Below are 25,930 nucleotides of genomic sequence, written 5' to 3'. Positions count from 1 at the left end.
CCATGACGAGAATCACGTCAATTCGCGGAGCCCTGTCCCGCTTCGCCCTTGTTTCGCTAACCACCGTATTGCCGGCGACGGCGCCCCAGGCCGCAGAAACCATCAAGGTCGGCGTTTTGCATTCACTGTCCGGCACGATGGCGATCAGCGAGACGACGCTGAAAGACACGATGCTGATGCTGATCGAGGAGCAGAACAAGAAGGGGGGACTGCTGGGCAAGAAGCTCGAGGCAGTGGTCGTCGATCCCGCATCAAACTGGCCGTTGTTCGCGGAAAAGGCACGGGAGTTGCTGTCCAAGGACAAGGTAGCCGCGATTTTCGGGTGCTGGACTTCGGTGTCGCGCAAGTCCGTGTTGCCGGTGATCGAGGAGTTGAACGGCCTGCTGTTCTATCCGGTCCAGTATGAGGGTGAGGAATCGTCGAAGAACGTTTTCTACACCGGGGCGGCTCCGAATCAACAGGCGATCCCGGCGGTCGACTATCTGATGAACGACCTGAAGGTGCAGCGCTGGGTGCTGGCAGGAACCGACTACGTCTATCCGCGCACGACCAACAAGATTCTGGAGGCCTATTTGAAGGCCAAGGGCGTGAAGCCCAAGGACATCATGATCAACTACACCCCGTTTGGTCATTCGGACTGGCAGAGCATCGTCGCGGAAATCAAGAAGTTCGGCTCGACCGGCAAGAAAACGGCGGTGGTATCGACCATCAACGGCGATGCGAACGTTCCGTTCTACAAGGAACTCGGCAATCAGGGCATCGCGGCCGACAAGCTGCCGGTGGTCGCCTTCTCGGTCGGCGAGGAAGAGCTTTCCGGCATCGACACCAAGCCGCTGGTCGGACACCTCGCGGCGTGGAATTACTTCATGAGCGTCGACACGCCCGAGAACGTCGATTTCATCAAGAAGTGGCAGACCTTCATCAAGAGCACCAAACGGGTGACGAACGACCCGATGGAAGCGCACTACATCGGCTTCAACATGTGGGTCAAGGCGGTCGAAAAAGCCGGATCGACCGCGACCGACGCCGTCGAGAAGGCCATGATCGGCACAGAGTTCCCCAACCTCACCGGCGGCATCGCCAAGATGAACAAGGCCCATCACCTCTCGAAGCCGGTGCTGATCGGAGAGATTCAGGAGGATGGCCAGTTTCAGACCGTTTGGCAGACCAAGGGCCTGGTGGATGGCGATGCCTGGTCCGACTTCCTGCCGGAGAGCAAGGCCATCGTGGCCGACTGGACGCCGCCGATCAACTGCGGCAACTACAACACCAAGACCAAGAAGTGCTCCGGTCAGAAATACTGAGACGGCTCGCCCCACCGCCACCGGACGGGCCCTCCGTGGCCAGCCGGGTGGCGGCGAGCGGCCACACGATGAAATCGGAACCTCGAATCGGGACCAAGGAGGCCGACATCTTGACGTATCGCACGACTTTTTCACGGTTTCCCGCCAGTGTTGGCGGCAGGTGCCCTTCCCCACCTCCTCGACGGCGGTCCTGGCGGCGGGGGATCTGGATCATGATCGGCTGTTTACTGATTCCGGCGCTGGTCAAGGCCGAGTCGGAATCGACCGCCTTTGGCAATGCCCTATCGCGTCTGAAGGACGCGCCCACGGCGGACTTGCCGGAAGCGATCGAGCGGTTGGCCACGGTCGATGATCCGCGCGTCCTGGCAGCTTTGAATGCACTGCTGGAGAACCGCCTTTATGTCGTCAAGGGCAGCGGACGCATCGTCTCCGCCACCACGACTGGCGATGGTTTCGATCTGACCGACCTCGAATCCGGTCAATCCGCGGGCAGCGCTGGCCGCTTCGACATCAAGAAAATCGCCATCAACAACACGCTCCGCAACGCGGTGAAGCGGCTGATCGCGCGGCGCGAACTGGGCGCCGAGGATGCCGGGCAACGCCTGCAAGCCGTGCAGGCCCTCACCGAACAGGCGGATGTCGAGTCGACTAGCCTGCTCCGCGCACGCTATCCGCTGGAGAAGGATGCGGCTGTCCGTACCGCGATCGGCACGGCACTGGCGCTAGCCGACATCGGCAGCGCGGACAAGGCAACGCGCCTGCAGGCCATCCGCGCCCTGGAAGGGAATCTCGACCAGCAGGTTCGCAACAAGCTCGCCGAACTGGTGGAGACACGAGAGGACGGCAGCTTTGTCGAACCGGACGCCGATGTCCGCAATCTTGCCGCCGCCGTGATCAGTAACCTGGAACTCAAGCTCCAGCTCAATCATCTGGCCGAGACGCTGTTCTTTGGCCTCAGCCTGGGCGCCGTGCTGTTGCTGGCAGCCATCGGACTGGCGATAACGTTTGGCGTCATGGGGGTCATCAACATGGCCCACGGCGAATTGATGATGCTGGGCGCCTACACCACCTATGTCGTGCAGTTGTTGATGCCCGAGCACCTCGATTGGTCGCTGTTCGTGGCGATCCCGGCGGCCTTCGTGCTCTCCGGCCTCGTCGGCATCGGTATCGAGCGCGGCATCATCCGCTTCCTGTACGGGCGGCCTCTCGAAACGCTGCTGGCGACCTTCGGGGTCAGCCTGTTTCTGCAGCAGGTCGTCCGGTCGATCTTTTCGCCGCTGAACCGCAGCGTGGCGACGCCCTCGTGGATGAGCGGCTCGGTCGAAATCAACGGGGCCCTGTCGCTGACGCTGAACCGCTTCTACATCATCGTGTTCGGCCTGCTGGTGTTCTGGGCGCTGCTGGCGATCCTGAAGAAGACTCGTCTGGGGCTGGAAGTGCGAGCAGTCGCCCAGAATCGGTCGATGGCCAAGGCCATGGGAATACGTACCGATCGCGTCGATGCCATGACCTTCGGACTTGGTTCGGGCGTCGCCGGCGTCGCCGGTGTGGCCCTCAGCCAGTTGACCAACGTCGGCCCCAACCTCGGGCAGGCCTACATCGTCGACTCCTTCATGGTGGTCGTCTTCGGTGGCGTGGGCAATCTGTGGGGGACGCTCGTGGGCGGTATGACGCTGGGCGTTGCCAACAAGATCCTCGAACCCTTTGCCGGCGCCGTGCTCGCCAAGATCCTGATCCTGATCTTCATCATCGTATTCATCCAGAAACGCCCGCGGGGACTGTTCCCGCAGAAAGGGCGCGCGGCGGAGGGCTGAGACATGGGTATTTCCGTATTGCTCGCACGCGACGCCGGTGGCCGGGTCTTTCTGGCGCTACTGGTGCTGGTCGGTGTGTTTCTTCCCGCGCTCCATCTGCTGCTGCCTGAAACATCGCCCCTGCATATTTCCGCTTACACGCTGACCCTGATCGGCAAATACCTCTGCTATGGGCTGCTGGCACTGGCGGTGGATCTGGTCTGGGGCTTCGGCGGCATTCTCAGCCTGGGCCATGGCGCCTTTTTCGCACTGGGCGGTTATGCCATGGGCATGCACATGATGCGGCAGATCGGCGACCGCGGCGTCTATGGCAATCCGCTGCTGCCGGATTTCATGGTGTTTCTGAACTGGACGGAGCTGCCGTGGTACTGGCTGGGCTTCGACCGGTTCTGGTTCGCCGCGCTGATGGTGCTGCTCGTACCCGGTTCGCTGGCCTTTGTATTCGGTTGGCTGGCTTTCCGTTCGCGGGTGACCGGCGTTTACCTGTCGATCATCACCCAGGCCCTGACCTATGCCCTGATGCTGGCCTTCTTCCGCAACGAAATGGGCTTCGGCGGCAACAACGGACTGACCGACTTCAAGGATCTGCTCGGCTTTAGCTTGCAGGCCGACGGCACGCGGGTGTTCCTGTTCGTGACGACCGCGCTGTGCCTGGCGCTCGCCTATGTCGCCTGCCGCTTCGTCGTCAGTTCGAAGCTGGGGCGGGTCGTCGTGGCGGTGCGCGACGCCGAATCGCGCACCCGCTTCATCGGCTACCGCGTCGAGTGGTTCAAGCTCTGGATCTTCGTGTTCTCCGCCGTGCTGTCCGGTATCGCGGGCGCCCTCTACGTGCCGCAGGTCGGCATCATCAATCCCGGCGAGTTTTCCCCGCTGAATTCGCTGGAACTGGTGATCTGGGTGGCGGTCGGCGGCCGGGCGACGCTTTACGGCGCGGTGCTCGGCGCCATCCTGGTCAACTACTCCAAGACGGTCTTCACGGCGATTCTGCCGGAAGTGTGGCTGTTTGCCCTCGGTGCGCTATTCGTGTTGGTGACCTTGTTCCTGCCACACGGCCTGATCGGCTTGATGAGCCAGCGGCGCGGAGAAAGGGCATGACCGGCGCGCATGTACTCACGACGAACCCGGCCGGCCCGGCGTCCGCCACCGATGGCGTCGCGGATCCTCGCCTGGATACCACGCACGGCCCAATTCTGTACCTGGAAGACATCACCGTCAGCTTCGATGGGTTCCGCGCACTTAACCAGCTCACGCTCTACATCAACGACGGCGAGTTGCGGTGCATCATCGGCCCCAATGGGGCCGGCAAGACGACGATGATGGACGTGATCACCGGCAAGACACGGCCCGACCGCGGCACCGCCTTCTTCGGGCAGATCATCGATCTGCTCGAACTCGACGAACCCGCGATCGCCCAGGCCGGCATCGGACGAAAATTCCAGAAACCCAGCGTGTTCGAGGAACTCAGTGTCTTTGAAAACCTGGAACTGGCCATGCGGACGGACAAGCGCACTTGGCCGACCCTCTTCGCCAAGCTCAACGGCCAGCAACGGGACGACATCGAGGACGTGCTGCACACGATCGGCCTGCCGGAACAGCGCCGGCAGCGAGCGGGATCCTTGTCCCATGGTCAGAAACAGTGGCTGGAAATCGGCATGCTGCTGATGCAGAGACCGAAACTGCTGCTGGTGGATGAACCGGTTGCCGGCATGACACACCAGGAAACCGAGCGCACCGCCGAGTTGCTGCTGTCACTGGCGGGCAAGCATTCCGTGGTGGTCGTCGAACACGACATGGAATTCGTCCGTTCCATTGCTCGCAAGGTCACCGTGCTGCACGAAGGCTCCGTGCTGACCGAAGGGTCGATGGATGAAGTCCAGCAGGATCAACGGGTCATCGAAGTCTATTTGGGGGCCTGATGTTAAAAGTCTCGGGATTGAACCAGTTTTACGGCGAGAGCCACATTCTGTGGGATCTTGACCTGACCGTGTTGGGGGGGGCATGCACCTGCCTTATGGGCCGGAATGGCGTCGGCAAGACCACACTGCTGAAATGCATCATGGGGCTCTTGCCGACAAAATCCGGAGCGATGGATTTGCTGGACCAGGGCCTGACCAAGGTCAGGGCCGAAGCGCGAGCAAGCCTGGGTATCGGCTATGTCCCGCAGGGACGGGACATCTTTCCTCTGATGACGGTAGAGGAAAACCTGCGAATCGGCCTGGCGGCGCGAGCGGACCGCCGGAAGACGATACCCGACCAGGTGTTCGAGATCTTTCCGGTATTGAAGAGCATGCTGCACCGGCGCGGGGGGGACTTGTCGGGTGGACAGCAACAACAGCTTGCGATCGGGCGCGCGCTGGTGATCGATCCGAAGCTGCTGATCCTCGACGAGCCGACCGAAGGCATCCAGCCCAACATCGTGCATGAGATCGGGGACGTGATCGTCCGGCTCAACCGGGAAATGGGGGTGACGGTGTTGCTGGTCGAACAGAAACTGCCGTTCGCCCGCCGCGTTGCCGACCATTTCGTCATCATGGAGAAGGGTCGGAACGTTGCGTCCGGACCGATGAGCGACCTGAACGGTGACATCGTGCAACGGTTTCTGTCGGTTTGACGGCGACCGTCTGGGCCCGCCCAGCGCGGGCCGATGAAATGGGCCGGGGCCGCCGCCGGACACGGTCGCCTTCTGAACCTGACTTACCCGGGTAACTACCGAAGATGTTGAAGCTGACCCGTTTTGCCGGCTACGGCGCCCAGGCGAGCGACACGCTCACTCTCCCTTTCGACGAGCGTCAGCGCAGCCGCTTCCTGGCGCAGCTCGACAGCGGTCGTGAAGTCGGTGTGGTGCTGGCCCGCGGCTCGGTGCTCCGCAACGGCGACCGCCTGCTGGGCGACGAGGGTCTCGTGGTCCAGGTGCGCGCGGCCAGCGAAGCGGTTTCGATAGTCCGGATCGACGATGAGGGCCTGCTGGCGCGGATCGGTCACCAACTGAGCAGCCAGCGTGTGCCGCTGCAGATCGGCAGCGGCGAAATACGTTATCCCCACGATCATTTGCTGAACGAGCTGTTGCGCTCGACGGGCCTGGAGGTTCGCGAGGAGAGCGCGCCGTTCACGCCGGAACCTGCGCCCCCGACGGTCCTCGATACACCTCCCTACCGCAAATCCTCGAATTGGGTCGGGCTCTCCACCATGGGTCGCCTTGGCGCCTCTGCTCGGCATCGAGCGGGCTTTCCGGGTTCAGCCCAACGCTTGTGAGGCCGGCCCCAGCCGCTTGATGCCCCACCGCAGACAGTGCGGGCGGGATCTGGTCAGGCGAGCTTTGGTCGGGGGAGCTTTATTGAACGGGAGCAAATCCCTGCGTATACGTCCGCCCCGGTAAAGGGACGACACAGCAATCGGCCGGCACCGCATACCCGCCTGCAGCAACTGCAGGAAGGCGGCGTTGGGCAGCGTCCGGCCTGTTTTGATACCATCGTCATCACACGCGGTCCTGCGCCACGCCACGGATCACCTGTCGGGGTGAGCTGCGAGCCGTATCCCTGCCCCTGCCCGTCCCGATCGGCCCTGCATCAGACCGGACGGCAATCGCCGGATATCACGGTTTCATGAACCACCCCGGAACTACCGACCTGCCCGCCCCGTGCAAGGATACGGGCCCCAAACCGCAAGCAAAACCCCGCTCGCGCCGATGACCGGGCATGTCCTGTTCCTGACCGGGAAACTCGCCGAACCTCAGCTGCGTCAGGTGCTGGCCGAGATCCAGCCGGAGTTCACCTACACGGTGCACCAACTCGGCGTCAGCGTCGCCGCGTTGATGACCGCCGACATGATCCGGCGACGGCTGAAGGACACTTTCGGCGCTGATCGCGTGATCGTGCCCGGCCGTTGCCGGGGCGACCTCGATCAGCTATCCGAAGATCTTGGCATACGGTTCGAGCGCGGTCCCGAGGAATTGCGCGACCTGCCGGAATTCTTCGGCCGGAAGGCCCGCCAGCCGGACCTGAGCCATTACAGCCTGCGGATCTTTGCCGAAATCACCGACGCTCCCCGGCTCTCGGTCGAGGATATTGGCCGCCGTGCCACAGCCTATCGCGCCGACGGCGCCGACGTCATCGACCTCGGTTGCCTGCCCGAAACCCCTTTCCCCCATCTCGAGGAGTCGGTCCGGGCACTGAAAGCCGAGGGGTTCCAGGTGAGTGTCGACTCGCTGGAAGACGACGATCTGCTGCGTGGCGGTCGCGCCGGGGCCGATTATCTGCTGAGCCTGCACGAAAGCTCGCTGTGGATCGCCGATGAGGTTGCCGCGACGCCCATCCTGATACCGGAGACCCACGGCGATCTCGACTCGCTGTCGCGGGCCGCCAATGCACTCGAAGCCCGCGGCCGGCCGTTCATTCTCGACCCGATCCTCGACCCCATCCATTTCGGTTTCACGGACTCGCTGGTGCGCTACCGGGACACGCGCGCGCGGCACCCGGGCGCCGAGATCATGATGGGGGTCGGCAATCTGACCGAGCTGACGCACGCCGACACCGCGGGCATCAATGCTATCCTGTTAGGCGTTTGTTCCGAGCTCGGGATCAACCAGATCCTCGCGACCGAGGTCAGCAAGCATGCCCGACGGGCAGTCGCCGAAGCCGACCTCGCGCGGCGCATCATGCATGCGGCCGCCGGGCTCGGCACACTGCCGAAACTGATTGACGACGGTCTGATGGCCTTGCACGAACGCTCGCCCTTCCCCTACTCCGCGGACGAGATCCGCGCCCTGGCGCAAGCGATTCACGATCCCAGCTACCGTATCCAGGTCAGCAGCGAAGGCATGCACATCTTCAGCCGCAACGGCCTGCACACCGCCACCGATCCGTTCGCGCTGTTTCCCGAACTCGGGGTCGAACAGGACGGTGGGCATGCCTTCTACCTCGGTGTCGAGCTAGCCCGCGCCCAGATCGCCTGGCTGCTCGGCAAGCGATACACGCAGGACGAGCCGCTGCGCTGGGGCTGCGCTACCAAAGACGACGCCTCCGCCGGCGTGGATCTGCATGCCTACAAGCAGGCCGGCACGACCCTGCAACGCAAAGCAAAGGACGACGAATGATCCTCGAAACCATCGTCACGAGTCAGGCACCCGGCGGCGCGTGCCACATCGCTCCAATGGGTGTCCATGTCGTGGACGCGGGCTACCTGATCATGCCCTTCCGCCCATCGACAACCCTCGAAAACCTGCTTGCGTCCGGCTGCGCGGTCATCAACATGACCGATGACGTGCGCATCTTCGCCGGTTGCCTGACCGGACGGCGGGACTGGCCGCTGGCCCCGGCCGCTCGGATCGCCTGCAGTCGCCTGCGCGACACGCTGGCTCACGTCGAGGTCGAGGTCATCGAAATCGGAGACGACGACACACGTCCCAGGCTGTTGTGCCGTGCCGTGCACGAAGCTCATCACCAGGCATTTCGGGGTTTCAACCGCGCCCAGTTCGCGGTACTTGAGGCAGCCATCCTGGTCAGCCGGCTCGATCGGCTACCGCCGCACAAGATCGAATCCGAGATGACCTACCTGCAGATCGGCATGGACAAGACGGCGGGTCCGCGTGAGCGCGAAGCCTGGGGCTGGCTGACAGACCGGATCGCCGAGCACCGGCGGAAGGCGGAAAGCAAGGCGGTGTCGGCATGACCGGCTTTCTCGCCAGCGTCCGGAACCTGGAAGAGGCGCGGATCGCTGCAGCCGCTGCGGTCGATATCCTGGATCTGAAGGCGCCGGAGCACGGCGCCCTTGGGGCACTGGACGTCGGCGACGTGGCGGAGATCGTCCGCCGCCTGGGAGACTCCCAGCGCATCAGCGCCACCATCGGCGACCTGCCGCTGGAGCCTGCGCGCATCCTGACGGAGACACGCGCCATGGCAGCGACCGGCGTCGATTATGTCAAGCTCGGCTTTTTCCCCGGCGGCAACCTCGAGGGCACGCTCTCGGCGCTTGAGCCCCTGGCCCGATCCGGCACCCGTCTGGTCGCGGTACTGTTCGGCGATCATGCCCCCAGTGCAGAGCTTCCCCGAATGCTGGCTCGGGCCGGCTTCGCCGGCTGCATGCTGGACACGGCCGAGAAGACGCGCGGTTCCCTGACCGAGATCTGCTCGCTCCAGTCGCTGTCGCGCTTCGTGACGGAAGTGCGAAGCCAAGGCCTGCTGTGTGGGCTGGCCGGTTCGCTATGCGCCGAGGACATCCCGGCTCTGTTACCCCTGCAGCCCGACTATCTGGGCTTTCGCGGCGCGCTGTGTCGCGAACATCAACGCACACAGTGCATCGACCCTGACCTGCTGCGAGAGATCGGGATGGCCGTGCGCGGCTCCATCGATGAACCATTCCGCGGGGCTCCCGGCTTTCCTGCCAACCCCCCGGCGCCGTCCGTCTCCCCACTCGAGATCTGAGACCCATGCACCCTAAGCTCCTGTCCGCTGCCTATCGACTCTCCCGGCCGCTGTTGTTCCAGCTCGCTCCCGAGACCGCCCATCACTGGAGCCTGGCCAGCCTGCAGGCACTCGCCGCGCTCGGACCCTTGAATCCGGTGAGACAGCGCGTGCCGTCGTTGCCGCGCGACGTCATGGGTCTGCGCTTCGACAATCCGGTCGGCATGGCCGCAGGGATGGACAAGGATGGCGACTGCATCGACGGCCTCGGTGCGCTGGGCTTTGGCTTCATCGAACTCGGCACCGTCACCCCGCGCCCGCAGCCCGGCAATCCACCGCCTCGCCTGTTCCGGCTCCCGCCGGCCGAGGCGCTGATCAACCGGATGGGTTTCAACAACCAGGGCGTCGAGCACCTCGTCGGACGTTTGCGGAAGACCCGGTACCGGGGCGTGCTCGGCATTAACATCGGCAAGAACCTGTCGACGCCGGTCGAAGAGGCGCTCGGTGACTACCTGACGTGCCTCCGCGAGGTTTATCCGGTCGCCGGTTACATCGCGATCAATATCTCGTCCCCGAACACACCCGGCCTGCGCGATCTGCAACGCGGCGCGCATCTCGACCGACTCCTGGCCGGCTTGCAAGCGGAAAGAGAAGTCCTGGCGCAAGCGCATGGCCGAACCGTCCCGATTGCCGTGAAGATCGCCCCGGATCTCGAGGCGCCCGAACTGCGCGAATTGGCCGGCGCGGTCCGCAAACACGGACTCGATGCGATCATCGCCGGCAATACGACGTCATCGCGTAGCGGCGTCGAAGGTCTACGCCACGGGGAAGAAACCGGCGGGCTCAGTGGCCGGCCGCTACGGGAGCGATCGACCGCAATCGTCGCGCAACTGGCCGATCTGCTCGGCGGAAGCCTCCCGATCATCGCCTGCGGCGGGGTGTTCTCGGGCAAAGACGCGCAAGCCAAGATGGAAGCCGGCGCCAGCCTGGTCCAGGTCTACAGCGCGCTGATCTACCGTGGCCCGGCCATCGTCAGCGAAATCGTCGCGGCGCTGCGCTGAAGCGCGCCGCCCTCGCAAGCCGAACGGGTTGGGGAACCCTTGGCCCGGCGTCTTCTCCAATGAGAGGCTGCGGGAATGGATCGTAAGCGGAGGCGCGCCCTCCTGCGCATTATCCGCCCCGCGGTTCGTGTCTCGCCGTTAGCCAACAAGAGGACATCAGTCATGTTCACTCCGCGCCGTTTTCTGTCGATCGTCGCCCTGCTGGGCGCTGTAGGATTTCAGACTGCCGCATGGTCCTATGGTGGAGGCGGTGGCGGCAGCAGCGGCTGTGAGGATCCGAAGTTCCTGAAGCCGGTGCCGGTTGACGGTTCGACGGTACCCTCCCTGTCGGAATTCGCCTTCCTCGCTTCCGATACCGACGCCAGTACCTTGGTGGTGGAAATCAACGGAGCGGCTGTGCCGACCCAGATCACACCGCTACGTAGCGGTGATCTGCAGGTGAATGTCCTACCCCCGGCACCGATCAGCCAGGCGGGCAAGGTTCGCATCACCGCCAAGGGCCAGAGCCCGGCAGGCTGCGCGGGGTTCACCGCGTTCTACATAAACGTGCAGCCTTGACAGCGGCGCAGTCCATCGCGCGCTGATGCCTTGATGATCGAGTCAAAGCCGACCTGAATGGTCGAAACCGCGGAGAGATAGGCTATGCTCAGAGACTTCCTCAGCCGTTTCAACGCCTACCTGTCGGGTCATCCCGGTTTTCTTGCCAAGCTTAAGCTGCTTTTCTGGATCAAGTATTGGGCCCTGACCGGGTTGATGGGCCTGTTTCTCTACCTGATTTACCGCGAGCGTGGCTGGCGTCGTAAAACCCCGGCGCCGTCCCGTACCGCGGGGCACAGCTTCGAGGCCTGAGCGTGTCGCTGCACTCCTGAGGATGGCCGCCTTCTCAATGTTTATGTTGGTGCGTATGCCCGTGCCCGTGAGTATGTGTGTGGGAATGGCCGTGGCCGGCGGCCGCCGGTTGGGGCGGCGCGGCCGCATCCCGGGGCAACGCCTGAGCCGGCACATCCTCGGGCGGAAGATCCGGGAGCATGGTCTCGGCTGAATCCTCGACGGGCTGAACCGAGCGGGTCACGATGGCGACCCCATGGCCGTAGACCATCATTCCGCCAAGATCGGCCCCAAGGCTGACGAGCACCAACAGTCCCAACCCTCCAACGAGTTCGAGAACACGCCCCCACCGCGCGGGGCGCTGGCCCACCCATACGTTCCACAAGGAAAGCAGCGCCGCCAATCCCAACACGGCGAGTCCGAAGCGCTCGTGCGCCTCCATCAGTTCGTGCACGGTTTCGTCGTGTTCGACGCTACCCGCTGCCAGCAACCCCGTCACCACCGTAGCGGCAGCCCCGAGGGTACCGAAGTACAGCATCCACGCCGCGGCATGTCGCAGCGATTCCCTTCCGGTCACCAGCGCCAGCGCCGCCGCCACGACATAACCGAACAACAGCGCAATCGGTAGGTGGACCAGCACCGGATGCACGTTGGCCATCGCATTCAAGCCGGGCATCCACTCTGCGATCAGATTATTCATCGGGCCTGTCTCTGGGTTGTGGGGCTGGGTTCGCGCCCGGGCATCGCCCGGCGGGTACTGACCGGGTCATAGCGTCTTGAGGTATTCGAGCACGGCGCGCCGTTCGTCGGCCGTCAGCGCATCGCCGAAGGTATGACCCGCATTCGAATACCCCGGCAACGTCGTGTCGTAGATACGCTTGCGCTCCTCGCGTTGGTCCACCCCCGCCTTGCCCTGTGGCAAAGCCCGGAAACGCCAACCCAGGGTCGCTGGGTCGTAATCCTTCGAATCGAACGACCGCGTCCAGTAGGCGGGGCGGCGCGGGCTATCGAGCAGCAGCTCCAGCGTCGGCACCGAACCGTTGTGGAGATACGGTGCGGTCGCCCAGACCCCGTCCAGCGGTGGGGCAATGTAACCCATCGCGGGCGCCGATTCCGCCATTTCTCCGTAGTAGGAACCGTTGAACCAGCGGCTGAACCGATCGCCCTCGCCGCCGGCGGCGAAGCGGGCCATCGCGGGATCAGTGCCGATAGTCGCCAGATCCACGACGAGGTTCGGATATGTCGGTGACGCGCCATAGGTCCCGTGACAAGCGGCGCAGGTCCGCTCGAACACGGTGCGGCCGCGCTCGACGAGTTTTCCCTCGACGCCGAAGGGCCACTGGGGTGGCTTCAGACTGACCAGATAGGCCCGGATGTCGGGTGCGTAGGCGTCTATGGCCTTGACCGTCGCGACATCATCAGCGCACAGCAGCGCGCCCAGCATCATGATGCGCGCCTGATCGCCGCGCCCCTCGGTGTTATAGAACATCGCGTGCTTCTTGCCCATGCGCCACCAGGGCGGCACGCTGGTGGCGGCCGGGGTCGGCGGCGGCGGCGCCATCAGCGGCGTGTCGGACCAGGCGAGCGTCTTTGAGTCCCGATGCGCCAGTAAAGCCAGAGTCGCCGAGATGGCCGGATTGACACCGACGGTATCGGTCGTCGTATAGGGCGCCGTCGCACGCAGAACAGCGACCCAGCGTTTCCATTCGGCGACATCGGCTTCAGCCTCGACATAAGCTCCGGCCGCCTCCGCGCGTGCACTGACGTCCTCGGTGAAATCGAGGTTCTCGTTGCCCAGTCCGATCACGAGTTGGCCATTGAAGAACGACGCATGGCAGGCCAGGCAGTTGCTGACGACCAGATCCGCGCCTGCCGGTGTGCGATGGCGCGTCAGAGAGTACGGCAGTTCCTCGTTGCCCGGAACGCGCCCCGGCAGCCGCTGTTCCGGAGGGGCGGGTCCGAGTGTCTTGCGCCAGGCCGCGGTCGGCATGCCGCAGCTGATATAGGCTTCGTTGACCAATGCCCGGTAACCCTGGTCCGGATTGCCGGCCCGCTGCGGCGTCGCGGGCACCGTTCCGGTAGGCGACGTGCGCACCGCGGGTTCTTCCGGGGCGCAAGCCGAAAGCAGCAGAACCACTGCCATGATCGAGGTTGCTCGCCCAGTTGCGTTCACGATGCCCTCCGTCAGAATTGAGTCCAGGCCATGGAATTGCAGCTCAGGGTGAGCCGACGTCAATGACGCCCCATCCGGCCACCGGCCGCCCGTCATGCTGACCTTGCACACGCACGGGGATCGACATGCCCTGGTCGGTGGCCGTGTCGGTTGACTCCGTCGCCGCTTCCACTTTCAAACGGGTCCGGCCATCCGGCGTTATCAAGCTCCAAGCGTCGGGACGACGCATGCCCGTCTTGACCTGCGCCACAGGGCGATCCAGTGCTCGGATCTGGCCGTTGGCCGCGATCCAGACGGCGCGTGACGATGGGGGGGCGCTGCCGTCGCGCCGCCGTGTCTGCACTAGGACCAGGGCATCCCCGTGGTCGAATTGCAACAGCCAGCGGTCGAAGGTCACCTGCCCACCGACCGGCGGCACAGGGCCCCAGTTGTGGGTAAACCAGCCGGTACCAAGCACCGGCCGTGCGCCGTCGGCCGTCTTGAGTTCGCCCGTCACTGCCAGATGCGGATACAGGTAGCCCGTCCAGGGCCCTCCCGGCAAATCCGTATCCCCCGACGTCACCCGTGGCGTTGCCAGGGTCAGCTGCAGTCTCGCCTGCAGTTCGCTCTCATGCAGCACCAGTTCCCACTGGTCGCCGCTGGCGTCGGTACGAACCCACGCCAGGCTGTCGCCGTCGATCCAGAGTTTCGGCGGGTCACTGGCCCGCCCCGCGATGCCCAGAGCGACCCGGCTGTTCCGGACCACATGCGCCGATCCGGCAGGTGCGCCAGGCACCAGTGTCAACTCGGCCCGCAGGAATTCGCTGGCTGCCCAGGCCGAGCCTCGGTCCGGAGCGCGCACCGCGGCGGCTAGACGCAGGAAGCGCACTCGGAGCCAGCGCGTGCCCTGCTCCGACGTCAGCCGCATGACGGTGTCCCAGACTTCGAACGGAACGTCGGCATGGGCGCCGTGATCCCGCGGAAACCGTAATTGGCCGCGCTCGGAAGCCGGCTTCGGGAAGGCGCCAGCGGTCTCCTGGTCCCACGCGCTCAACACGGCGGACAAATCACCCCTGGGTGCCGGCGACTCAGGCCCCCGATGGGAGAACAACACCCAGCCGGCCACCACGAGCGCGGCGGCCAGCACCCAGCTTGCCGGGTGGCGGGACCAGTTGACGTTATGGCTCACCGATTCGCTTCCGAAGCCCGGAGCAAGCCGCTTGCCAGCGTGCCCGACGGCGGTTTAACTTCACACTACGCTACGACAGCAAGGGGCCGAGAAATGTTCGAAATCCCGTCTGAAGACGCGCGTATCGCGGCCTTGTTCAGCGAGGAGCGCCTGATGGCGCTCGGACCCGGCCGGCCGAACGCCGAGGCACGTCCGTTGCTCGAGCAACTGGACCTCGCGACGGCTTTCGGACCGAAACCCATCATCGACCGCGCGATGGCGCAATGCTGTCTTGCCGGCATCTGGCTTTATCACGACTTCCTCGACGAAAGCCACCGGATCAGCCAGGCCATCGCGACCCCGAGCGGCAGTTACTGGCACGGCATCCTGCACCGCCGCGAACCCGATAGTTGGAACAGCCGGTACTGGTTCGACCGTGTGGGCAAACATCCGATCTTCCCCAAGCTCCGGCAGATGGCACGTGACCAGGCACTGGCCGAGGGGGAGCAGCCCGAGGCGCGGTTCCTCATCGAACAGAAACAATGGGACCCCGGCGCCTTCATCGACCTGTGCGAAGCGAGCCGGCTCGGCCACGCCCCAACGGAGATGCTGTGTCGGAAAATCCAGCTCCGGGAGTGGCAACTGCTGTTCGATTACTGCTTCCGACGTGCGCTCGGTGAGTAGTCGTCGTGCCAGCCGCCGGCATGGCGTTCAGGCGATCCGCAGGACCTTGGCGCCGCGCACACGCTTCAGCTTCAGGTCGATCAGCGCCCGGTTCGCATCGACGAAATCGTAAATCTCCACCTCCGGACGCATCGGAATCGTCGCTGCCAGGTCCAGGAACTCGCGCACATCGGCGCGCGTAACGTTGGCGACGCTCTTGATTTCCCTTTCCAGCCACAGGTCCCGCGGATAATCGAGCCGGGTCAACTCGGCCTTGTCCCCCTCTTCCTTGCGGATCGCGTTGATCACGAGGCGCCCGCCCGGCTCGAGGTTTTGCAGGGCCTGCACGACCGGTAGCCAGGCCGGCGTCGTGTCGATGATCGCATCCAGCCGGACCGGTGGACGGTCCAGGGTATCGCCGGCCCAGACCGCGCCCAGTTCAAGCGCAAAGGCACGCTCCTCCGGCCTGCGGGCGAACACGTACGACTCGGCGTTGGGAAAGCGATGCCGGACCATCATCAGTACCAGATGGGCCGACGCGCCAAAGCCCGTGAGCCCGAGGCGACCTCCGTCACGCAGGCCGGTCAGAGCCAGGGAACGGTATCCGATCGCACCGGCACACAGCAGCGGCGCGGCTTCCTCATCCGAAAAGACCGGTGGTATGCGATGCGCGAACGCCGCCGGCACCGCGATGCACTCGGCATAGCCGCCATTCGCGTCGCGGCCGGTCGCCCGAAACTCGGGGCAAAGATTCTCGGCCCCGGCCAGACAATGCGCGCACTGGCCGCAGGCCGAGTAAATCCACGCGATGCCGACCCGGTCACCGACCGCCAGATCGCGGACTCCGATGCCGCGGGCAGCCACCACGCCGACCGCCTGATGCCCCGGAATGACCGGCAACGATGGCGGCGTCAGACGCCCTTCGATCTCATCGAGTTCGGTGTGGCACACGCCGCAGGCCGACACCCGCACCAGCACGTCAGCAGGCCCGATTTCAGGCTCCGGCACCTCGCGCAGGGCCAGGGGCCGACCTTCGGGGGTCATCGCCCCGACTCGATCCAGCACCATCGCCCGCATCGCAAATACTCCCGCGCGAAGCCGCGCCGCCCCGAAACCGCCGCTATGCCAGCCCCTTGGAGGCCACCTCGTAGACATCCTTCGAGATACCCGGGGTCCCGGCAATCCGTTGCAATTGCACCCGCAGCAGCGCGGCGCGTTGCTCATCATACCGCCGCCACTGCGTCAGCGCGCCGGCCAGTCGCGCGGCGATCTGCGGGTTCAAGGCATTCAGTGCGATCACGTGATCGGCCAGGAATTCGTAGCCGCGGCCATCCCGGGCATGGAAATTCACCGGGTTAGCCTGGGAAAACATGCCGATCAGCGATCGCACACGATTCGGCACCTTCAGATCGAAATCCGGATGCTGCAACAAACCCACGACCGCCGTCAGCGTATCCGGCAGCGAGCAGGACGCCTGGAGCGCGAACCACTTGTCGATCACCAGTGCCTCCCCCCGCCACTGTTCGTAGAAGCGCTCCAGCAGCCGCCCACGCTCGGGATGATGGCTGTTGACGGCCAGCGTCAGCGCGGCAATCTGATCGGTCATATTCGTTGCGTCATCGAACTGGCCAGAACACAGTCGATAGGCAGCGTCGGTCTCGCGTGCCATCAAATAACCGAGGCAGACATTCTTCAGGCGCCGCCGGCCGATGGAGCTGGCATCGGCGGGTCCGGACTCGATGCGGTGATGCGCCGCGTAGAGGCGCTCGAAACGCGCGCCCAGATCGTCGGCCAGCCGGCGTCGCAAACCCTGCCGGGCGGCATGCACCGCGTCCGGATCCACGCGTTCGAGCAGCGAACTCACATAGTCTTCCGACGGCAGCGTCAGCAGCAAGGCCCAATACGACCGGTCGTCCAGCTCTCCTCCGGCGACCCGGCCCATCGCATCGACGAGACAGGCGTCGAGCGTCTGCGTTCGCGCGCTGTCCGCCCCGTCGTGAATCCGCGCGATGATCGCTCGTGCTGCCAGTTCCTGGGCCGCATCCCAACGATTGAACATGTCGCTGTCATACGCGAGCAGAAAGGCCAGTTCTTGCTCGCTGCGCGGCATGTGCAAGCGCACCGGCGCGGAGAAGCCGCGCAACGGCGACAACACCGGCGCTGCCGGCAAGCCGACGAAGCGAAAGCGCTGCACCGGCTCGGTGACCGACAAGACCCGGCTGGTCGCTGCCCCGTCGGCTCCCTCGCCCTCGAGGATGACCGGGAGGTCGGTCCCGTCCGGTCCGACGAGGCCCAGCGCGAGCGGAATGTGAAAGGGCTGCTTGACCGGCTGCCCCGGCGTCGCCGGGCAGCTCTGGCGTACCGTCAGTTCCAGTGCCTGGGCCTTGGCATCGTACTGTGCCTCCAGATGCAACTCAGGGGTTCCAGCCTGGCTATACCAGCGCCGGAATTGCGCCAGGTCCACACCGGTGGCGTCCTCCATGCAGCGCACGAAGTCCTCGCAGGTAACCGCCTGACCGTCATGCCGCGCGAAGTACAGATCACAGCCCTTGCGGAAGCCCTCAGACCCCAGCAAGGTCTGGATCATCCGCACGACCTCGGCCCCTTTCTCATAGACCGTCAGGGTGTAGAAATTGTTGATCTCGATATAGGACTCGGGCCGGACCGGATGGGACAGCGGTCCCGCATCCTCCGCGAACTGACGGATGCGCAACTGATTCACATCGTCGATCCGTTTCACCCCGCGCGAGGTGTGGTCAGCCGTGAATTCCTGGTCGCGAAACACTGTCAGGCCTTCCTTGAGGCTCAACTGAAACCAGTCGCGGCACGTGATCCGGTTGCCGGTCCAGTTGTGGAAGTATTCGTGCGCGATCACGCCCTGAATGTGCTCGTAGTCCGCATCGGTCGCGGTGTCCGGCCGGGCCAGCACGTATTTCGTATTGAAGATGTTGAGGCCCTTGTTTTCCATGGCCCCCATGTTGAAGTGGCCAACCGCGACGATCATGTACAAATCGAGGTCGTACTCGCGGCCGAAGCACTCCTCGTCCCAGCGCATCGCCCGCTGCAGCGACTCCATCGCATGCGAGCATTTGTCACGGTCGTGCGCCTCGACAAAGATCTGCAACGTGATGCTCCGTCCCGACATCGTCGTGAACCGGTCCTCTATGCAGTCCAGCCTACCGGCCACCAGCGCGAACAGATATGACGGCTTCTTGAACGGGTCTTCCCAGCGGACCCAGTGACGGCCGTCGGGCAGCTCGCCGCCCTCCACGCGGTTGCCGTTGCACAGCAATACCGGATAGCGGTCGCGGTCACCGGTCAGCGTCGCGGTGTAGCGAGCCATCACGTCCGGGCGGTCGAGAAAATATGTGATGCGGCGGAAACCTTGCGCTTCACATTGGGTACAGAGCATCCCGTTCGACGCATAAAGGCCCTCCAACGCGGTGTTGGCGCCGGGATTGATGCGGGTGACGACTTCAAGGACGAAGGGCACATCCGGCACGCGGGACAGGACGAGGCTCTCTTCTCCCACCGTGAACTCGTCCGGGGCCAACAGGCGGCCATCGATTTGCACCGACTCCAGCACGAGTTGCTCGCCCGCTAGTTCGAGCGCCGGACGACCACCGGCACCGGCAGGATTCCGCCGCACCGCCAGCCTGGACGTCACCCGCGTGTCCGCCTCTTCGAGGTCGAATGCGAGATCCACCGTATCGATCAGGTAATCGGGTGGCGTGTAGTCCTTCAGGTAGATCGCTTGGGGCGTCGCTTCGCGCACGGGTACAACCTCGGAGGTGAATTGCAGCTATTATACGGGCCGGCGCCGGACCTCGTGCCGCGGCCTGACCGGCCACGAACCCGTTGGGCCGATTGGCGCAGTACCGTGCCGGCTTCCGCGTGTCAGGACAGGTAAATCCCATGAGCACCCGACTGAAGTGCCTTGTTGTCCTGCTGCTTTTGATGGTGATCGACAGCCTGCCGTTCCCCATCGTCGGCTTCATCGGACTTTATGTGATCCTGCAGCGACCATCCTGGTTCCTGGAGGTCGTGCAGCGGCTCTACGCCGAAGGGAAACGGTGAACGGTATGTTCTAGGGGACGGTGCGCGACTGGCGCAGGCAGTGACGGGCCAGCAGCAGCCAGCCCAGCATGAAACTGACGCCACCGAACGGCGTGACCATGCCCAACCAACGTTGCTCGGTCAACACCAGCGCGAAGAGGCTGCCCGAGAACAGCACGATGCCGGCCGCCATGGCCGCCGCGCTCCAGCGCAGCAGGCTCGGATCGGGGGATCGGCGCCACAGTTCGGCAATCAGCAGCAAGGCCAGGGCGTGCCAGAACAGATACTGAACACCGGTCTGAAATGCCGCCAGCAGTTCAGGCGCCCGTTGGCCACGCAGGCCGTGGGCGCCGAAGGCTCCCATCGCCACGCCGACGAAGCCGCTGATGGCCGCAAACAGCCGCACCCGCCATGCCCAGATGTCGTCGACGCCGCCCGGTCCCATCGCGTTATTGTCCTGATTTGGCAGCGCTTGACGGGGTCGAGCCAAACCGATCGGCCATGGCTATTCGCTCTTCGGGAAGAACCGGCGGAAGTGGTCGAAAATGAAGGCAGCGAGCCAGATCACGAACATCACGACAACGGCGATCAGGAAGTTGTCGTTGCTGTCGAGATAGGCGTAGAGGCCAACCAGGAAGAGGCCAATCGGGAAAATGACGTTCATTGGGGATCACGAGCGGGGCCACTGTCGGTCGAAACCGCGGCGGCGCTGACAAATGGGCGAATGAATTAGGCTTTCAAAGATACGTAGGGAAACGCTTATAGTCAATCGCGAACCGTGTAAGGACAACGTTCCCCGGCTTTCCTGCCGCAGCATACGACCGGTCGCGAGGCTACGCACCACGCCGGTTCGGACCGCGTGGCCTGGCCGCTGCGACCTCAGGGGCACGAGGCGAACGCACCGCGCCCATCGGCACCGCCCTCCGGATTCCAGCCGAGGCTTTCGGCGGGCAAGGTCGTCTCGAAGCGCCGCAGGAATGTCTCGGTGGGCCGCAACAGGCCCCGCCCGCCCTCGTCCCGATTTTCCCAGGGGAACAGCAGCATGAACGAGGGTGCATAGTCTTGGATGCCGACCCGGACGAAGATCTGAGGTGACCCGTGGATGGCGGCCTGCTGGTCGGCAGCCGGTGGCTGACCTGAGTTGAAAGCGACTTCGTTAAAGCCGGCGCACGTCGTGCTCATTGGGGCCGAGGCGACGCAATACCGATACGTCAGGGCGATGTTCTGCGCCTGTAGACCGAGCCCGGGCAGGTCGGTGGCCGCACGATAGATTGCCGGGGAATTGATGTCGCACACGGCGGCCACGCGGGCCGCCCGACGCGTCGCCTCGCCGAGCAGGTTCCACATCCACAGCGCCCGGATCAACTCGACGAGGCCGACAAGAATCACGATGAACGTAAAAAACGTCAGCGCGAAATCGACAGCTTGCGCCCCGCGCTGGCGATTTGGCCCCCACCCGCGGGCCAAGCGGGGCATGCCCCTATCGTTCGTCACCGCTGGCATGCCGTGCCCGCGCGGTTGTCCCCTGCCAGGGAGGTGATCCGCGCTAAAGCAGTGGCCCGCAGCGTGATCGACTCTCCGAAAACCGTACTCAACCGCTCCGGCCACAAAGTGAACGGGTGGAGATACTCAGCTTGCACGATGGCGTAGCTCAGACCGTCGTGATCGCGACAGAATTCGGCGGTGACCTGTGACTGCGCATCCGGCGGGTTCGCGCATGGCGCTTCGCGGCCGCAATGGACCAGATTAGCGACGATCTGTTCCAGTGATCCGCCTCCGTAGGCCACTCCCAGTGCGGTGGAGGTCGGCAGCCAGGCGGCGGTGGCTGGGTCGATTGCCTGGCTGCTCAGAAACTGGGCCGCGTCGCGCACGTTCTTCGTTAATCGGTTGTAATCCAGCAGCAGCAAGGTCAACTCGACCGTTCCGACGAGCAACACGAATAGCGTCAATACGACGAAAGACAACTCGATGAAGGCGGAGCCCGATTGCTGCGCGAATCTGCAGCGAGAGCCGGCGTCCACTCGCGGCGACAGTGGAACGCTTGCGTGCATCAGGAGTCGCCAGCGCCGGGGGTCTTGTACAGCACGATGCGCCACAGCGGCGGCAACTGACCGGATACCGGCGGTCGCGAATCGCTCCGCCCGATCACGGTGCTCGCGCCGCAGAGTCCCTGCACGAGGCCAGCGTCGATGATTTCGCCGACGATGTGCTGCGAGGTGTCCGGGATCAGATCGCTGCGCATGCCGCGAGTCAGCAACACGCAAGCATACCCCTTGATCGGGTACGGACCCTCTTCGGTCGCGCCATCACAACCAATCACGGGCACGTTAACGATACGGCGCAAGGGTTGTGTACCGCTGGGGGGCGACCCCATCGTCGCCATCGCCCCCACATAGTCTTGGATCAGGTCACGGCCGCTATTCGGAGGAAGCGCGCAGATAGGACCTTCCCCTACACCACGCATCACCCCATCCGGCCCAGAAGGAACGAAGTCTGTCGGGTACTGTCCAGCAGAAGTGCCCGGCGGCCACTGGCCACGCGAGTAGAAGCGCGTATTGAATGCCCCCCGGTTTTGCGCCAAAAAGGTCTCTGCATCCGGAGAATCATCTAGCATGACGTGCCCTATGGCGTTTGGCAGAGCGGGACACGCACCGGCTAAACCCGCCAGCGACGCTCTTTTTACGGCCTCATCAGCCGTGCTCAAAAACTGCTGTCTTCCTGTGGTCTCCGGTGGCAGGCAGGCGAAGCCCTCTTTCCCCAGAAACATCCCTTCCGAGTACTTTGGATAACCGAAACTACAAAGATCTCCGTTAGCGTCACCTTGGCAACCGGCATCAGCATTCGTGCTGCGATCGCACAAGTAGATCGGCAACGGGCACCGCCTGTCGTCCCACACCGGCGCTGCCGCCGCCGGACCGGCGACGGCACTGCCGGAAATTCGCAGATCGTAGCGTTCATCCACCAGCCAGGGCTGGATGATACCCATCAGGAAGTCACTGAATCCGATTGGCGTGTCGATCGGCTGCCTCAGCCGAATGCGTACGTAGATCGGCTGGGAGGAATCCGTCTGCGGACAGGTCGTGGAAAAAGCGCCATCGCTCAAACGGGTGGCATATTGGATGATGACATCCTCTTCGGCGATCGCGGCGCCCAACGCCTCGTTGGCCGGCGTGGCCGCCGTATACAGCAGCACGTTCAGCACGGCGCGCCGGACACCGAGCACACCGGTGGGTGGATTCACCGGCGGCGCAGCGCACTTGTCCTGCTGATTCAGCCAAGGGCGGGCATTCATCATGTTGACCTGAGCAGCCCCGGCAAGCGCCATCGCATCCAGCAGGTTCTGGAGTTTGCTGCGATCGGTGAAGGCATAGCCGGAGGTCAGCGTCAGGCCGATCAGCCCGAACAGTGCGATCAACACGAACGGCACCAGCACCACGTAGACGCCCCGCTGCGACGATGACGTTCGGGGCACCCTGAGGCGGGTCCTGCACTCGGCGAAATCCAACACCGCCCGCTGCCGATCAGGCCGACTGCATTTCCGACCGCGCAGCCGCCGGATCAGGATCCCTGCGGGGTCGTCGCCGTGAGAGCCCGCAGTTGCTTCAGATTGTCGTGCGCCCGCTCGTAGTAGCTCGGTGCCAGCGCGATCGACTCCGCGAAGAATTTCTCCGCCTGCGGGTAGTCGCCCTTCATCATGCAGACATAACCGACATTGTTGTAGGCCGCGTGCGGCCGCATGACCTGCGACAACAGGCTGATCGCCGCCTGATAGTGTCCTTCCCTGGCTTCCACGAGGCCGAGATTGCGCGCGGCGCGCCCGTACCGCGGATCCAGCCCCAAGGCCTGGTTCAGATACTCGCGCGCGCGGCGCTGATCGCCCGCCAGATAATGCGAATAGCCGATATTGCTCAGCAACATCGGGGACTCCGGCACTACGGCCGCGGCAGCGCGGTAGTGGGCAATCGCGGCGCCGTGGTTGCCGCGCAGGTCGGCGATGATCCCGAGTGCATTCATCGAGCGCCAACGCCGCCGGTCGGACGCCAGAGCGCGCTTCAGATAGCCCTCGGCCTCGCCATAACGCCGGCCATTGAGCCGGCTCAGCCCCAGGCTCTCGTTCGCTCCCGCGTCGTTGGGCGCCGCCTTGAGCATCGCCCGGTAGGCGAGATCCGCCAGACGGGCATCGCCACGGCGGACGTAAATCGCCGCCATCTTCCGCAGCGAGTCGAGGTTACGGTTATCGAGATCGTAGGCGCGTAGGTAGTAGACCAGCGCCAGCTCCTCCTTGCCCTCGCGCAGACTGCCATCCCCGAGAGCGAGTGCCTCCGGTGCCGACTGCACCGTGGGAAACAACTGGTCGAGCAGGCTTTTCTGCGCACTTCCGGAGAACTGCTCCGATGCGTTCGAGGGCTTGGGAGGCAGCTTCCCCTTGTCGCCGGCACAAGCGTTCAACAACGCGCCGAGGCACACCGCCAGCAACACGAAACGGGCACAAGGCACCTTCAACATCATCATCTCCCGTCGCTGCGGACGCTGCCGCCCGACGCACTGAAACGCACGCTGCTCATCCCATCGACTTCATCGCGACGACCAGCGACAGGATCGCGGCCCCCGCCGTGATGATCAAAAAACCCGGCATGAAGCAGACACCCAGCGGCAAGGCCATCTTCACCGTCAACTTGGCCGCCTGTTCGCGGGCGGCCTGCATGCGCTTGGTCCGCAGTTCCTCGGAGTAATAACGCAAACTCTCGGCGATGCTGGTGCCAAACCGCATGCTTTGGGCCAGCGTCATCACCAGCGCCTGGATGTCATCCAGACCGGTGCGCTTGCCGAGGTTGCGCAGGGCTTCCATCCGGTCGACCCCCGCCCGAATCTCCGCGATCACGATCGTCAACTCGTCCATCATCTCCGGGTGGCTGACATCCATGTCCCGCGTCACGCGCTGCAATCCGGCATCCAGGCCGAGCCCTGCCTCGGTGCAGACCACAAGGAGGTCGAGTGCATCCGGCAAAGCATGACGAATGGCGACCTGCCGACGTTTGATCCGCCGGTCGAGCCAGAAACTCGGGCCAACGTAACCGATGCCGAGCAGCAGTACCGCCGGGACGAAGACGGCCCGCAAGCCACCCGGCACGAACAGCCCGATCAGGAGCATCAACAACGGCAGTCCCAAAGCCAGCGCGTAGCGCACCGTGAAGAAGGCGGACATCGCGTCCCGCGAGCGAAAGCCCGCATGGAACAGACGCTCGCGGATCCGCAGTACGGCTTCGCGGTCGCGAGGGGTCACCCATCGTCCCATCCGCTCCAGCCAGGGGAACCGGGACGCGCGGCCCAGACGTTCCGTGTTGTGGATCCGCCCGAGGCGCCGCCGGATCGGGTCCTGCGACCGCAGTAACCATTCCATGATCGCCAACACCAGCAGAAAACACGCGGCGCCGACCAGCAGCACGGGCAGCCACAAACCGAACGATCCGGCCACTCAGGGGTCTCCACGCTCAGATCGGTCGCACACGTTCACACCTCGATCTTCACGAGCCGGCTGATCCACAGCATGCCGACCAGCAGCAGCACAACCGCGACCCCAAGCAGGTTGCGGCCCGCCGGGGTCGCCAACATCTCCTGGTAATACCGCGGATTCATCCACTGGATCAGGCCGGCCACAAACAACGGCATCAGGCACAAAACCCAGGCCGACATTCGACCCTCGGCAGCCAGCACACCGATCTCGCGCTCGAAAACGAAGCGCTCACGCAGCAGCCGCGCGATCTTGTCGAGGATCTCGGACAAGTTGCCGCCGGTCTCGCGCTGGATCAGGATCGCCGTGCTCATCGCCATCAGGCTGACGCTGGGCACCCGCAGCAGCAGATAGCGGAAGGCATCGGCCAGATCGCGACCGTAGTTGATCTCGTCGAACACGATCGAAAACTCGTCCGACAGCGGCGAGTCCATCTCGCGGGCTGCGTAGGACAAGGCCACCAGGAAGGGGTTACCGGCTTTCAGCGCCCGAGTGATGATGTCCAGCGCCTCGGGCAGCTGTTCCTCGAACTTCTTCAGCCGTTTGCGCCGATCGCGGGCAACCTTTGCATAGGGGGCGAGCAGCGCGAGCACGGACAAAGCGGCGGCGGCTCGCGCGTCGTGCAATGCGACCCAGCCGGCCAGCCCGAACACCGCGGCCAGCACCAGACTTCCGAGGACCAGCCGATAGGCCGGAAACAGGCGGCCCGACTGCTCGATCATGATGTCCAGCGCATCCATGCCCGCCAGGCTATCCATCCAACGCTCGAACGGCGACAACTCCTTGAGGTACTTCTCTCGCACCAGAGAAACACTGGCCTCGCCACGATCGCCCGAAAGCTGCCGCAGGCGGCGGCGGATTCGTCGGCTGTCCGCCGCCGCACTGCCCAGCACGGGAATCAGGAACAGCTGCAGCAGGAGCAGCACCGCCCCGAAGACGAACAGCGTGAACAGCAGCAACAGGCTATCCGGCAT

General features: G+C 64.3%; 27 protein-coding genes. 14 read left to right on the top strand and 13 right to left on the bottom strand.

The genetic code is table 11. The features are described from left to right. The first annotated feature begins 2 nt into the window (after nt 1-2). The 12 genes from urtA (at nt 3) to BWR02_RS09705 (ending at nt 11,426) form a co-directional block, all read left to right on the top strand. Nucleotides 3-1,304, top strand: a complete 1,302-nt coding sequence (gene urtA, locus BWR02_RS09760; RefSeq protein ID WP_139557555.1) for an urea ABC transporter substrate-binding protein — start codon at nt 3-5, stop codon at nt 1,302-1,304. 212 nt (nt 1,305-1,516) lie between these two features. Beyond that, the gene (gene urtB, locus BWR02_RS09755) at nt 1,517-3,118 is read left to right on the top strand and encodes an urea ABC transporter permease subunit UrtB (protein WP_139557554.1); all 1,602 of its coding nucleotides are present in this window, start codon (nt 1,517-1,519) and stop codon (nt 3,116-3,118) included. Nucleotides 3,119-3,121: 3 nt separating this feature from the next. After that, nucleotides 3,122-4,213, top strand: a complete 1,092-nt coding sequence (gene urtC, locus BWR02_RS09750) for an urea ABC transporter permease subunit UrtC (protein ID WP_139557553.1) — start codon at nt 3,122-3,124, stop codon at nt 4,211-4,213. Next, nucleotides 4,210-5,034, top strand: a complete 825-nt coding sequence (gene urtD, locus BWR02_RS09745; RefSeq protein ID WP_139557552.1) for an urea ABC transporter ATP-binding protein UrtD — start codon at nt 4,210-4,212, stop codon at nt 5,032-5,034. Before urtC ends, urtD begins: the two co-directional genes overlap by 4 nt. Next, nucleotides 5,034-5,729: an urea ABC transporter ATP-binding subunit UrtE gene (gene urtE, locus BWR02_RS09740; RefSeq protein WP_139557551.1), complete on the top strand. Its 696-nt coding sequence runs from the start codon at nt 5,034-5,036 to the stop codon at nt 5,727-5,729. Before urtD ends, urtE begins: the two co-directional genes overlap by 1 nt. A 104-nt stretch (nt 5,730-5,833) precedes the next feature. Beyond that, the gene (locus BWR02_RS09735) at nt 5,834-6,370 is read left to right on the top strand and encodes an urease accessory protein UreE (protein WP_139557550.1); all 537 of its coding nucleotides are present in this window, start codon (nt 5,834-5,836) and stop codon (nt 6,368-6,370) included. Nucleotides 6,371-6,803: 433 nt separating this feature from the next. After that, nucleotides 6,804-8,210, top strand: coding sequence for a DUF6513 domain-containing protein (locus BWR02_RS09730; RefSeq protein WP_139557549.1), 1,407 nt, complete (start codon nt 6,804-6,806; stop codon nt 8,208-8,210). Further along, a complete protein-coding gene (locus BWR02_RS09725; protein ID WP_139557548.1) occupies nt 8,207-8,785 on the top strand; it encodes a DUF447 domain-containing protein in 579 nt (192 codons plus the stop codon). Before BWR02_RS09730 ends, BWR02_RS09725 begins: the two co-directional genes overlap by 4 nt. Beyond that, nucleotides 8,782-9,537, top strand: coding sequence for a (5-formylfuran-3-yl)methyl phosphate synthase (locus BWR02_RS09720; protein WP_139557547.1), 756 nt, complete (start codon nt 8,782-8,784; stop codon nt 9,535-9,537). Before BWR02_RS09725 ends, BWR02_RS09720 begins: the two co-directional genes overlap by 4 nt. Before the next feature lie 5 nt (nt 9,538-9,542). Next, nucleotides 9,543-10,577, top strand: coding sequence for a quinone-dependent dihydroorotate dehydrogenase (locus tag BWR02_RS09715; RefSeq protein ID WP_139557546.1), 1,035 nt, complete (start codon nt 9,543-9,545; stop codon nt 10,575-10,577). Between the two features lie 162 nt (nt 10,578-10,739). Next, the gene (locus tag BWR02_RS09710; protein ID WP_139557545.1) at nt 10,740-11,135 is read left to right on the top strand and encodes a hypothetical protein; all 396 of its coding nucleotides are present in this window, start codon (nt 10,740-10,742) and stop codon (nt 11,133-11,135) included. An 84-nt stretch (nt 11,136-11,219) separates the two neighbouring features. After that, a complete protein-coding gene (locus BWR02_RS09705) occupies nt 11,220-11,426 on the top strand; it encodes a hypothetical protein (protein WP_139557544.1) in 207 nt (68 codons plus the stop codon). A gap of 34 nt (nt 11,427-11,460) precedes the next feature. Here the strand turns inward: BWR02_RS09705 and BWR02_RS09700 are convergent, their stop codons facing one another. The 3 genes from BWR02_RS09700 to BWR02_RS09690 all read right to left on the bottom strand — a co-directional run bounded on the left by BWR02_RS09700 (nt 11,461) and on the right by BWR02_RS09690 (nt 14,746). Then, nucleotides 11,461-12,105 (bottom strand): DUF2231 domain-containing protein, encoded by a 645-nt coding sequence (locus BWR02_RS09700; RefSeq protein ID WP_139557543.1) that lies wholly within the window; start codon nt 12,103-12,105, stop codon nt 11,461-11,463. A 66-nt stretch (nt 12,106-12,171) separates the two neighbouring features. Then, on the bottom strand, nt 12,172-13,578 hold the full coding sequence (locus BWR02_RS09695) for a c-type cytochrome (RefSeq protein WP_201276218.1): 1,407 nt from the start codon (nt 13,576-13,578) through the stop codon (nt 12,172-12,174). 43 nt (nt 13,579-13,621) lie between these two features. Then, on the bottom strand, nt 13,622-14,746 hold the full coding sequence (locus BWR02_RS09690) for a lipocalin-like domain-containing protein (RefSeq protein WP_139557542.1): 1,125 nt from the start codon (nt 14,744-14,746) through the stop codon (nt 13,622-13,624). Between the two features lie 93 nt (nt 14,747-14,839). Here BWR02_RS09690 and BWR02_RS09685 point away from each other — a divergent pair, with 93 nt between their 5' ends. After that, nucleotides 14,840-15,409: a hypothetical protein gene (locus BWR02_RS09685; RefSeq protein WP_139557541.1), complete on the top strand. Its 570-nt coding sequence runs from the start codon at nt 14,840-14,842 to the stop codon at nt 15,407-15,409. A gap of 27 nt (nt 15,410-15,436) precedes the next feature. Here the strand turns inward: BWR02_RS09685 and BWR02_RS09680 are convergent, their stop codons facing one another. After that, nucleotides 15,437-16,432: a zinc-dependent alcohol dehydrogenase family protein gene (locus BWR02_RS09680; RefSeq protein WP_328591514.1), complete on the bottom strand. Its 996-nt coding sequence runs from the start codon at nt 16,430-16,432 to the stop codon at nt 15,437-15,439. 76 nt (nt 16,433-16,508) lie between these two features. Next, nucleotides 16,509-19,163: an aminopeptidase N gene (pepN, locus tag BWR02_RS09675; protein ID WP_139557539.1), complete on the bottom strand. Its 2,655-nt coding sequence runs from the start codon at nt 19,161-19,163 to the stop codon at nt 16,509-16,511. A gap of 140 nt (nt 19,164-19,303) precedes the next feature. On the opposite strand from pepN, the gene BWR02_RS20855 reads away from it, so the two are divergent. Beyond that, the gene (locus BWR02_RS20855; protein ID WP_162560086.1) at nt 19,304-19,465 is read left to right on the top strand and encodes a hypothetical protein; all 162 of its coding nucleotides are present in this window, start codon (nt 19,304-19,306) and stop codon (nt 19,463-19,465) included. 10 nt (nt 19,466-19,475) lie between these two features. Here BWR02_RS20855 and BWR02_RS09670 read toward each other — a convergent pair whose 3' ends face one another. The 8 genes from BWR02_RS09670 to BWR02_RS09640 form a co-directional block, all read right to left on the bottom strand. After that, on the bottom strand, nt 19,476-19,889 hold the full coding sequence (locus BWR02_RS09670; protein ID WP_139557538.1) for a DUF423 domain-containing protein: 414 nt from the start codon (nt 19,887-19,889) through the stop codon (nt 19,476-19,478). A gap of 60 nt (nt 19,890-19,949) precedes the next feature. Continuing rightward, on the bottom strand, nt 19,950-20,108 hold the full coding sequence (locus BWR02_RS20850) for a hypothetical protein (protein ID WP_162560095.1): 159 nt from the start codon (nt 20,106-20,108) through the stop codon (nt 19,950-19,952). Between the two features lie 215 nt (nt 20,109-20,323). Continuing rightward, on the bottom strand, nt 20,324-20,920 hold the full coding sequence (locus tag BWR02_RS09665) for a TadE family protein (protein ID WP_162560094.1): 597 nt from the start codon (nt 20,918-20,920) through the stop codon (nt 20,324-20,326). 14 nt (nt 20,921-20,934) lie between these two features. After that, entirely contained in the window at nt 20,935-21,495 is a 561-nt protein-coding gene (locus BWR02_RS09660) for a TadE/TadG family type IV pilus assembly protein (RefSeq protein WP_139557537.1), read from the bottom strand. Next, entirely contained in the window at nt 21,495-22,952 is a 1,458-nt protein-coding gene (locus BWR02_RS09655; protein WP_162560093.1) for a TadE/TadG family type IV pilus assembly protein, read from the bottom strand. Before BWR02_RS09655 ends, BWR02_RS09660 begins: the two co-directional genes overlap by 1 nt. A 50-nt stretch (nt 22,953-23,002) precedes the next feature. Next, the gene (locus BWR02_RS09650) at nt 23,003-23,950 is read right to left on the bottom strand and encodes a tetratricopeptide repeat protein (RefSeq protein WP_162560092.1); all 948 of its coding nucleotides are present in this window, start codon (nt 23,948-23,950) and stop codon (nt 23,003-23,005) included. A gap of 55 nt (nt 23,951-24,005) precedes the next feature. Then, a complete protein-coding gene (locus BWR02_RS09645; RefSeq protein ID WP_139557534.1) occupies nt 24,006-24,920 on the bottom strand; it encodes a type II secretion system F family protein in 915 nt (304 codons plus the stop codon). A 35-nt stretch (nt 24,921-24,955) separates the two neighbouring features. Beyond that, nucleotides 24,956-25,930: a type II secretion system F family protein gene (locus tag BWR02_RS09640; RefSeq protein WP_129882428.1), complete on the bottom strand. Its 975-nt coding sequence runs from the start codon at nt 25,928-25,930 to the stop codon at nt 24,956-24,958.

The sequence above is a fragment of the Methylotetracoccus oryzae genome, from assembly GCF_006175985.1.
Lineage (GTDB): Bacteria > Pseudomonadota > Gammaproteobacteria > Methylococcales > Methylococcaceae > Methylotetracoccus > Methylotetracoccus oryzae.
The sequence above is the reverse complement of the archived record's forward strand: the minus strand, read 5'-3'. Positions and strand labels throughout refer to the sequence as shown.

What these genes read in the sequence shown, in the direction of transcription:
- BWR02_RS09680 (WP_328591514.1), bottom strand. Translation starts at nt 16,432, where the DNA reads ATGACCCCCGAAGGTCGGCCCCTGGCCCTGCGCGAGGTGCCGGAGCCT.
- urtA (WP_139557555.1), top strand. Translation starts at nt 3, where the DNA reads ATGACGAGAATCACGTCAATTCGCGGAGCCCTGTCCCGCTTCGCCCTT.
- urtC (WP_139557553.1), top strand. Translation starts at nt 3,122, where the DNA reads ATGGGTATTTCCGTATTGCTCGCACGCGACGCCGGTGGCCGGGTCTTT.
- BWR02_RS09720 (WP_139557547.1), top strand. Translation starts at nt 8,782, where the DNA reads ATGACCGGCTTTCTCGCCAGCGTCCGGAACCTGGAAGAGGCGCGGATC.
- BWR02_RS09725 (WP_139557548.1), top strand. Translation starts at nt 8,207, where the DNA reads ATGATCCTCGAAACCATCGTCACGAGTCAGGCACCCGGCGGCGCGTGC.
- BWR02_RS09700 (WP_139557543.1), bottom strand. Translation starts at nt 12,105, where the DNA reads ATGAATAATCTGATCGCAGAGTGGATGCCCGGCTTGAATGCGATGGCC.
- BWR02_RS20850 (WP_162560095.1), bottom strand. Translation starts at nt 20,108, where the DNA reads ATGAACGTCATTTTCCCGATTGGCCTCTTCCTGGTTGGCCTCTACGCC.
- BWR02_RS09640 (WP_129882428.1), bottom strand. Translation starts at nt 25,930, where the DNA reads ATGCCGGATAGCCTGTTGCTGCTGTTCACGCTGTTCGTCTTCGGGGCG.
- BWR02_RS09735 (WP_139557550.1), top strand. Translation starts at nt 5,834, where the DNA reads ATGTTGAAGCTGACCCGTTTTGCCGGCTACGGCGCCCAGGCGAGCGAC.
- BWR02_RS20855 (WP_162560086.1), top strand. Translation starts at nt 19,304, where the DNA reads ATGAGCACCCGACTGAAGTGCCTTGTTGTCCTGCTGCTTTTGATGGTG.
- urtE (WP_139557551.1), top strand. Translation starts at nt 5,034, where the DNA reads ATGTTAAAAGTCTCGGGATTGAACCAGTTTTACGGCGAGAGCCACATT.
- BWR02_RS09650 (WP_162560092.1), bottom strand. Translation starts at nt 23,950, where the DNA reads ATGTTGAAGGTGCCTTGTGCCCGTTTCGTGTTGCTGGCGGTGTGCCTC.
- BWR02_RS09730 (WP_139557549.1), top strand. Translation starts at nt 6,804, where the DNA reads ATGACCGGGCATGTCCTGTTCCTGACCGGGAAACTCGCCGAACCTCAG.
- BWR02_RS09705 (WP_139557544.1), top strand. Translation starts at nt 11,220, where the DNA reads ATGCTCAGAGACTTCCTCAGCCGTTTCAACGCCTACCTGTCGGGTCAT.
- BWR02_RS09715 (WP_139557546.1), top strand. Translation starts at nt 9,543, where the DNA reads ATGCACCCTAAGCTCCTGTCCGCTGCCTATCGACTCTCCCGGCCGCTG.
- BWR02_RS09710 (WP_139557545.1), top strand. Translation starts at nt 10,740, where the DNA reads ATGTTCACTCCGCGCCGTTTTCTGTCGATCGTCGCCCTGCTGGGCGCT.
- BWR02_RS09665 (WP_162560094.1), bottom strand. Translation starts at nt 20,920, where the DNA reads ATGCCCCGCTTGGCCCGCGGGTGGGGGCCAAATCGCCAGCGCGGGGCG.
- BWR02_RS09660 (WP_139557537.1), bottom strand. Translation starts at nt 21,495, where the DNA reads ATGCACGCAAGCGTTCCACTGTCGCCGCGAGTGGACGCCGGCTCTCGC.
- BWR02_RS09685 (WP_139557541.1), top strand. Translation starts at nt 14,840, where the DNA reads ATGTTCGAAATCCCGTCTGAAGACGCGCGTATCGCGGCCTTGTTCAGC.
- urtD (WP_139557552.1), top strand. Translation starts at nt 4,210, where the DNA reads ATGACCGGCGCGCATGTACTCACGACGAACCCGGCCGGCCCGGCGTCC.
- urtB (WP_139557554.1), top strand. Translation starts at nt 1,517, where the DNA reads ATGATCGGCTGTTTACTGATTCCGGCGCTGGTCAAGGCCGAGTCGGAA.
- BWR02_RS09670 (WP_139557538.1), bottom strand. Translation starts at nt 19,889, where the DNA reads ATGGGACCGGGCGGCGTCGACGACATCTGGGCATGGCGGGTGCGGCTG.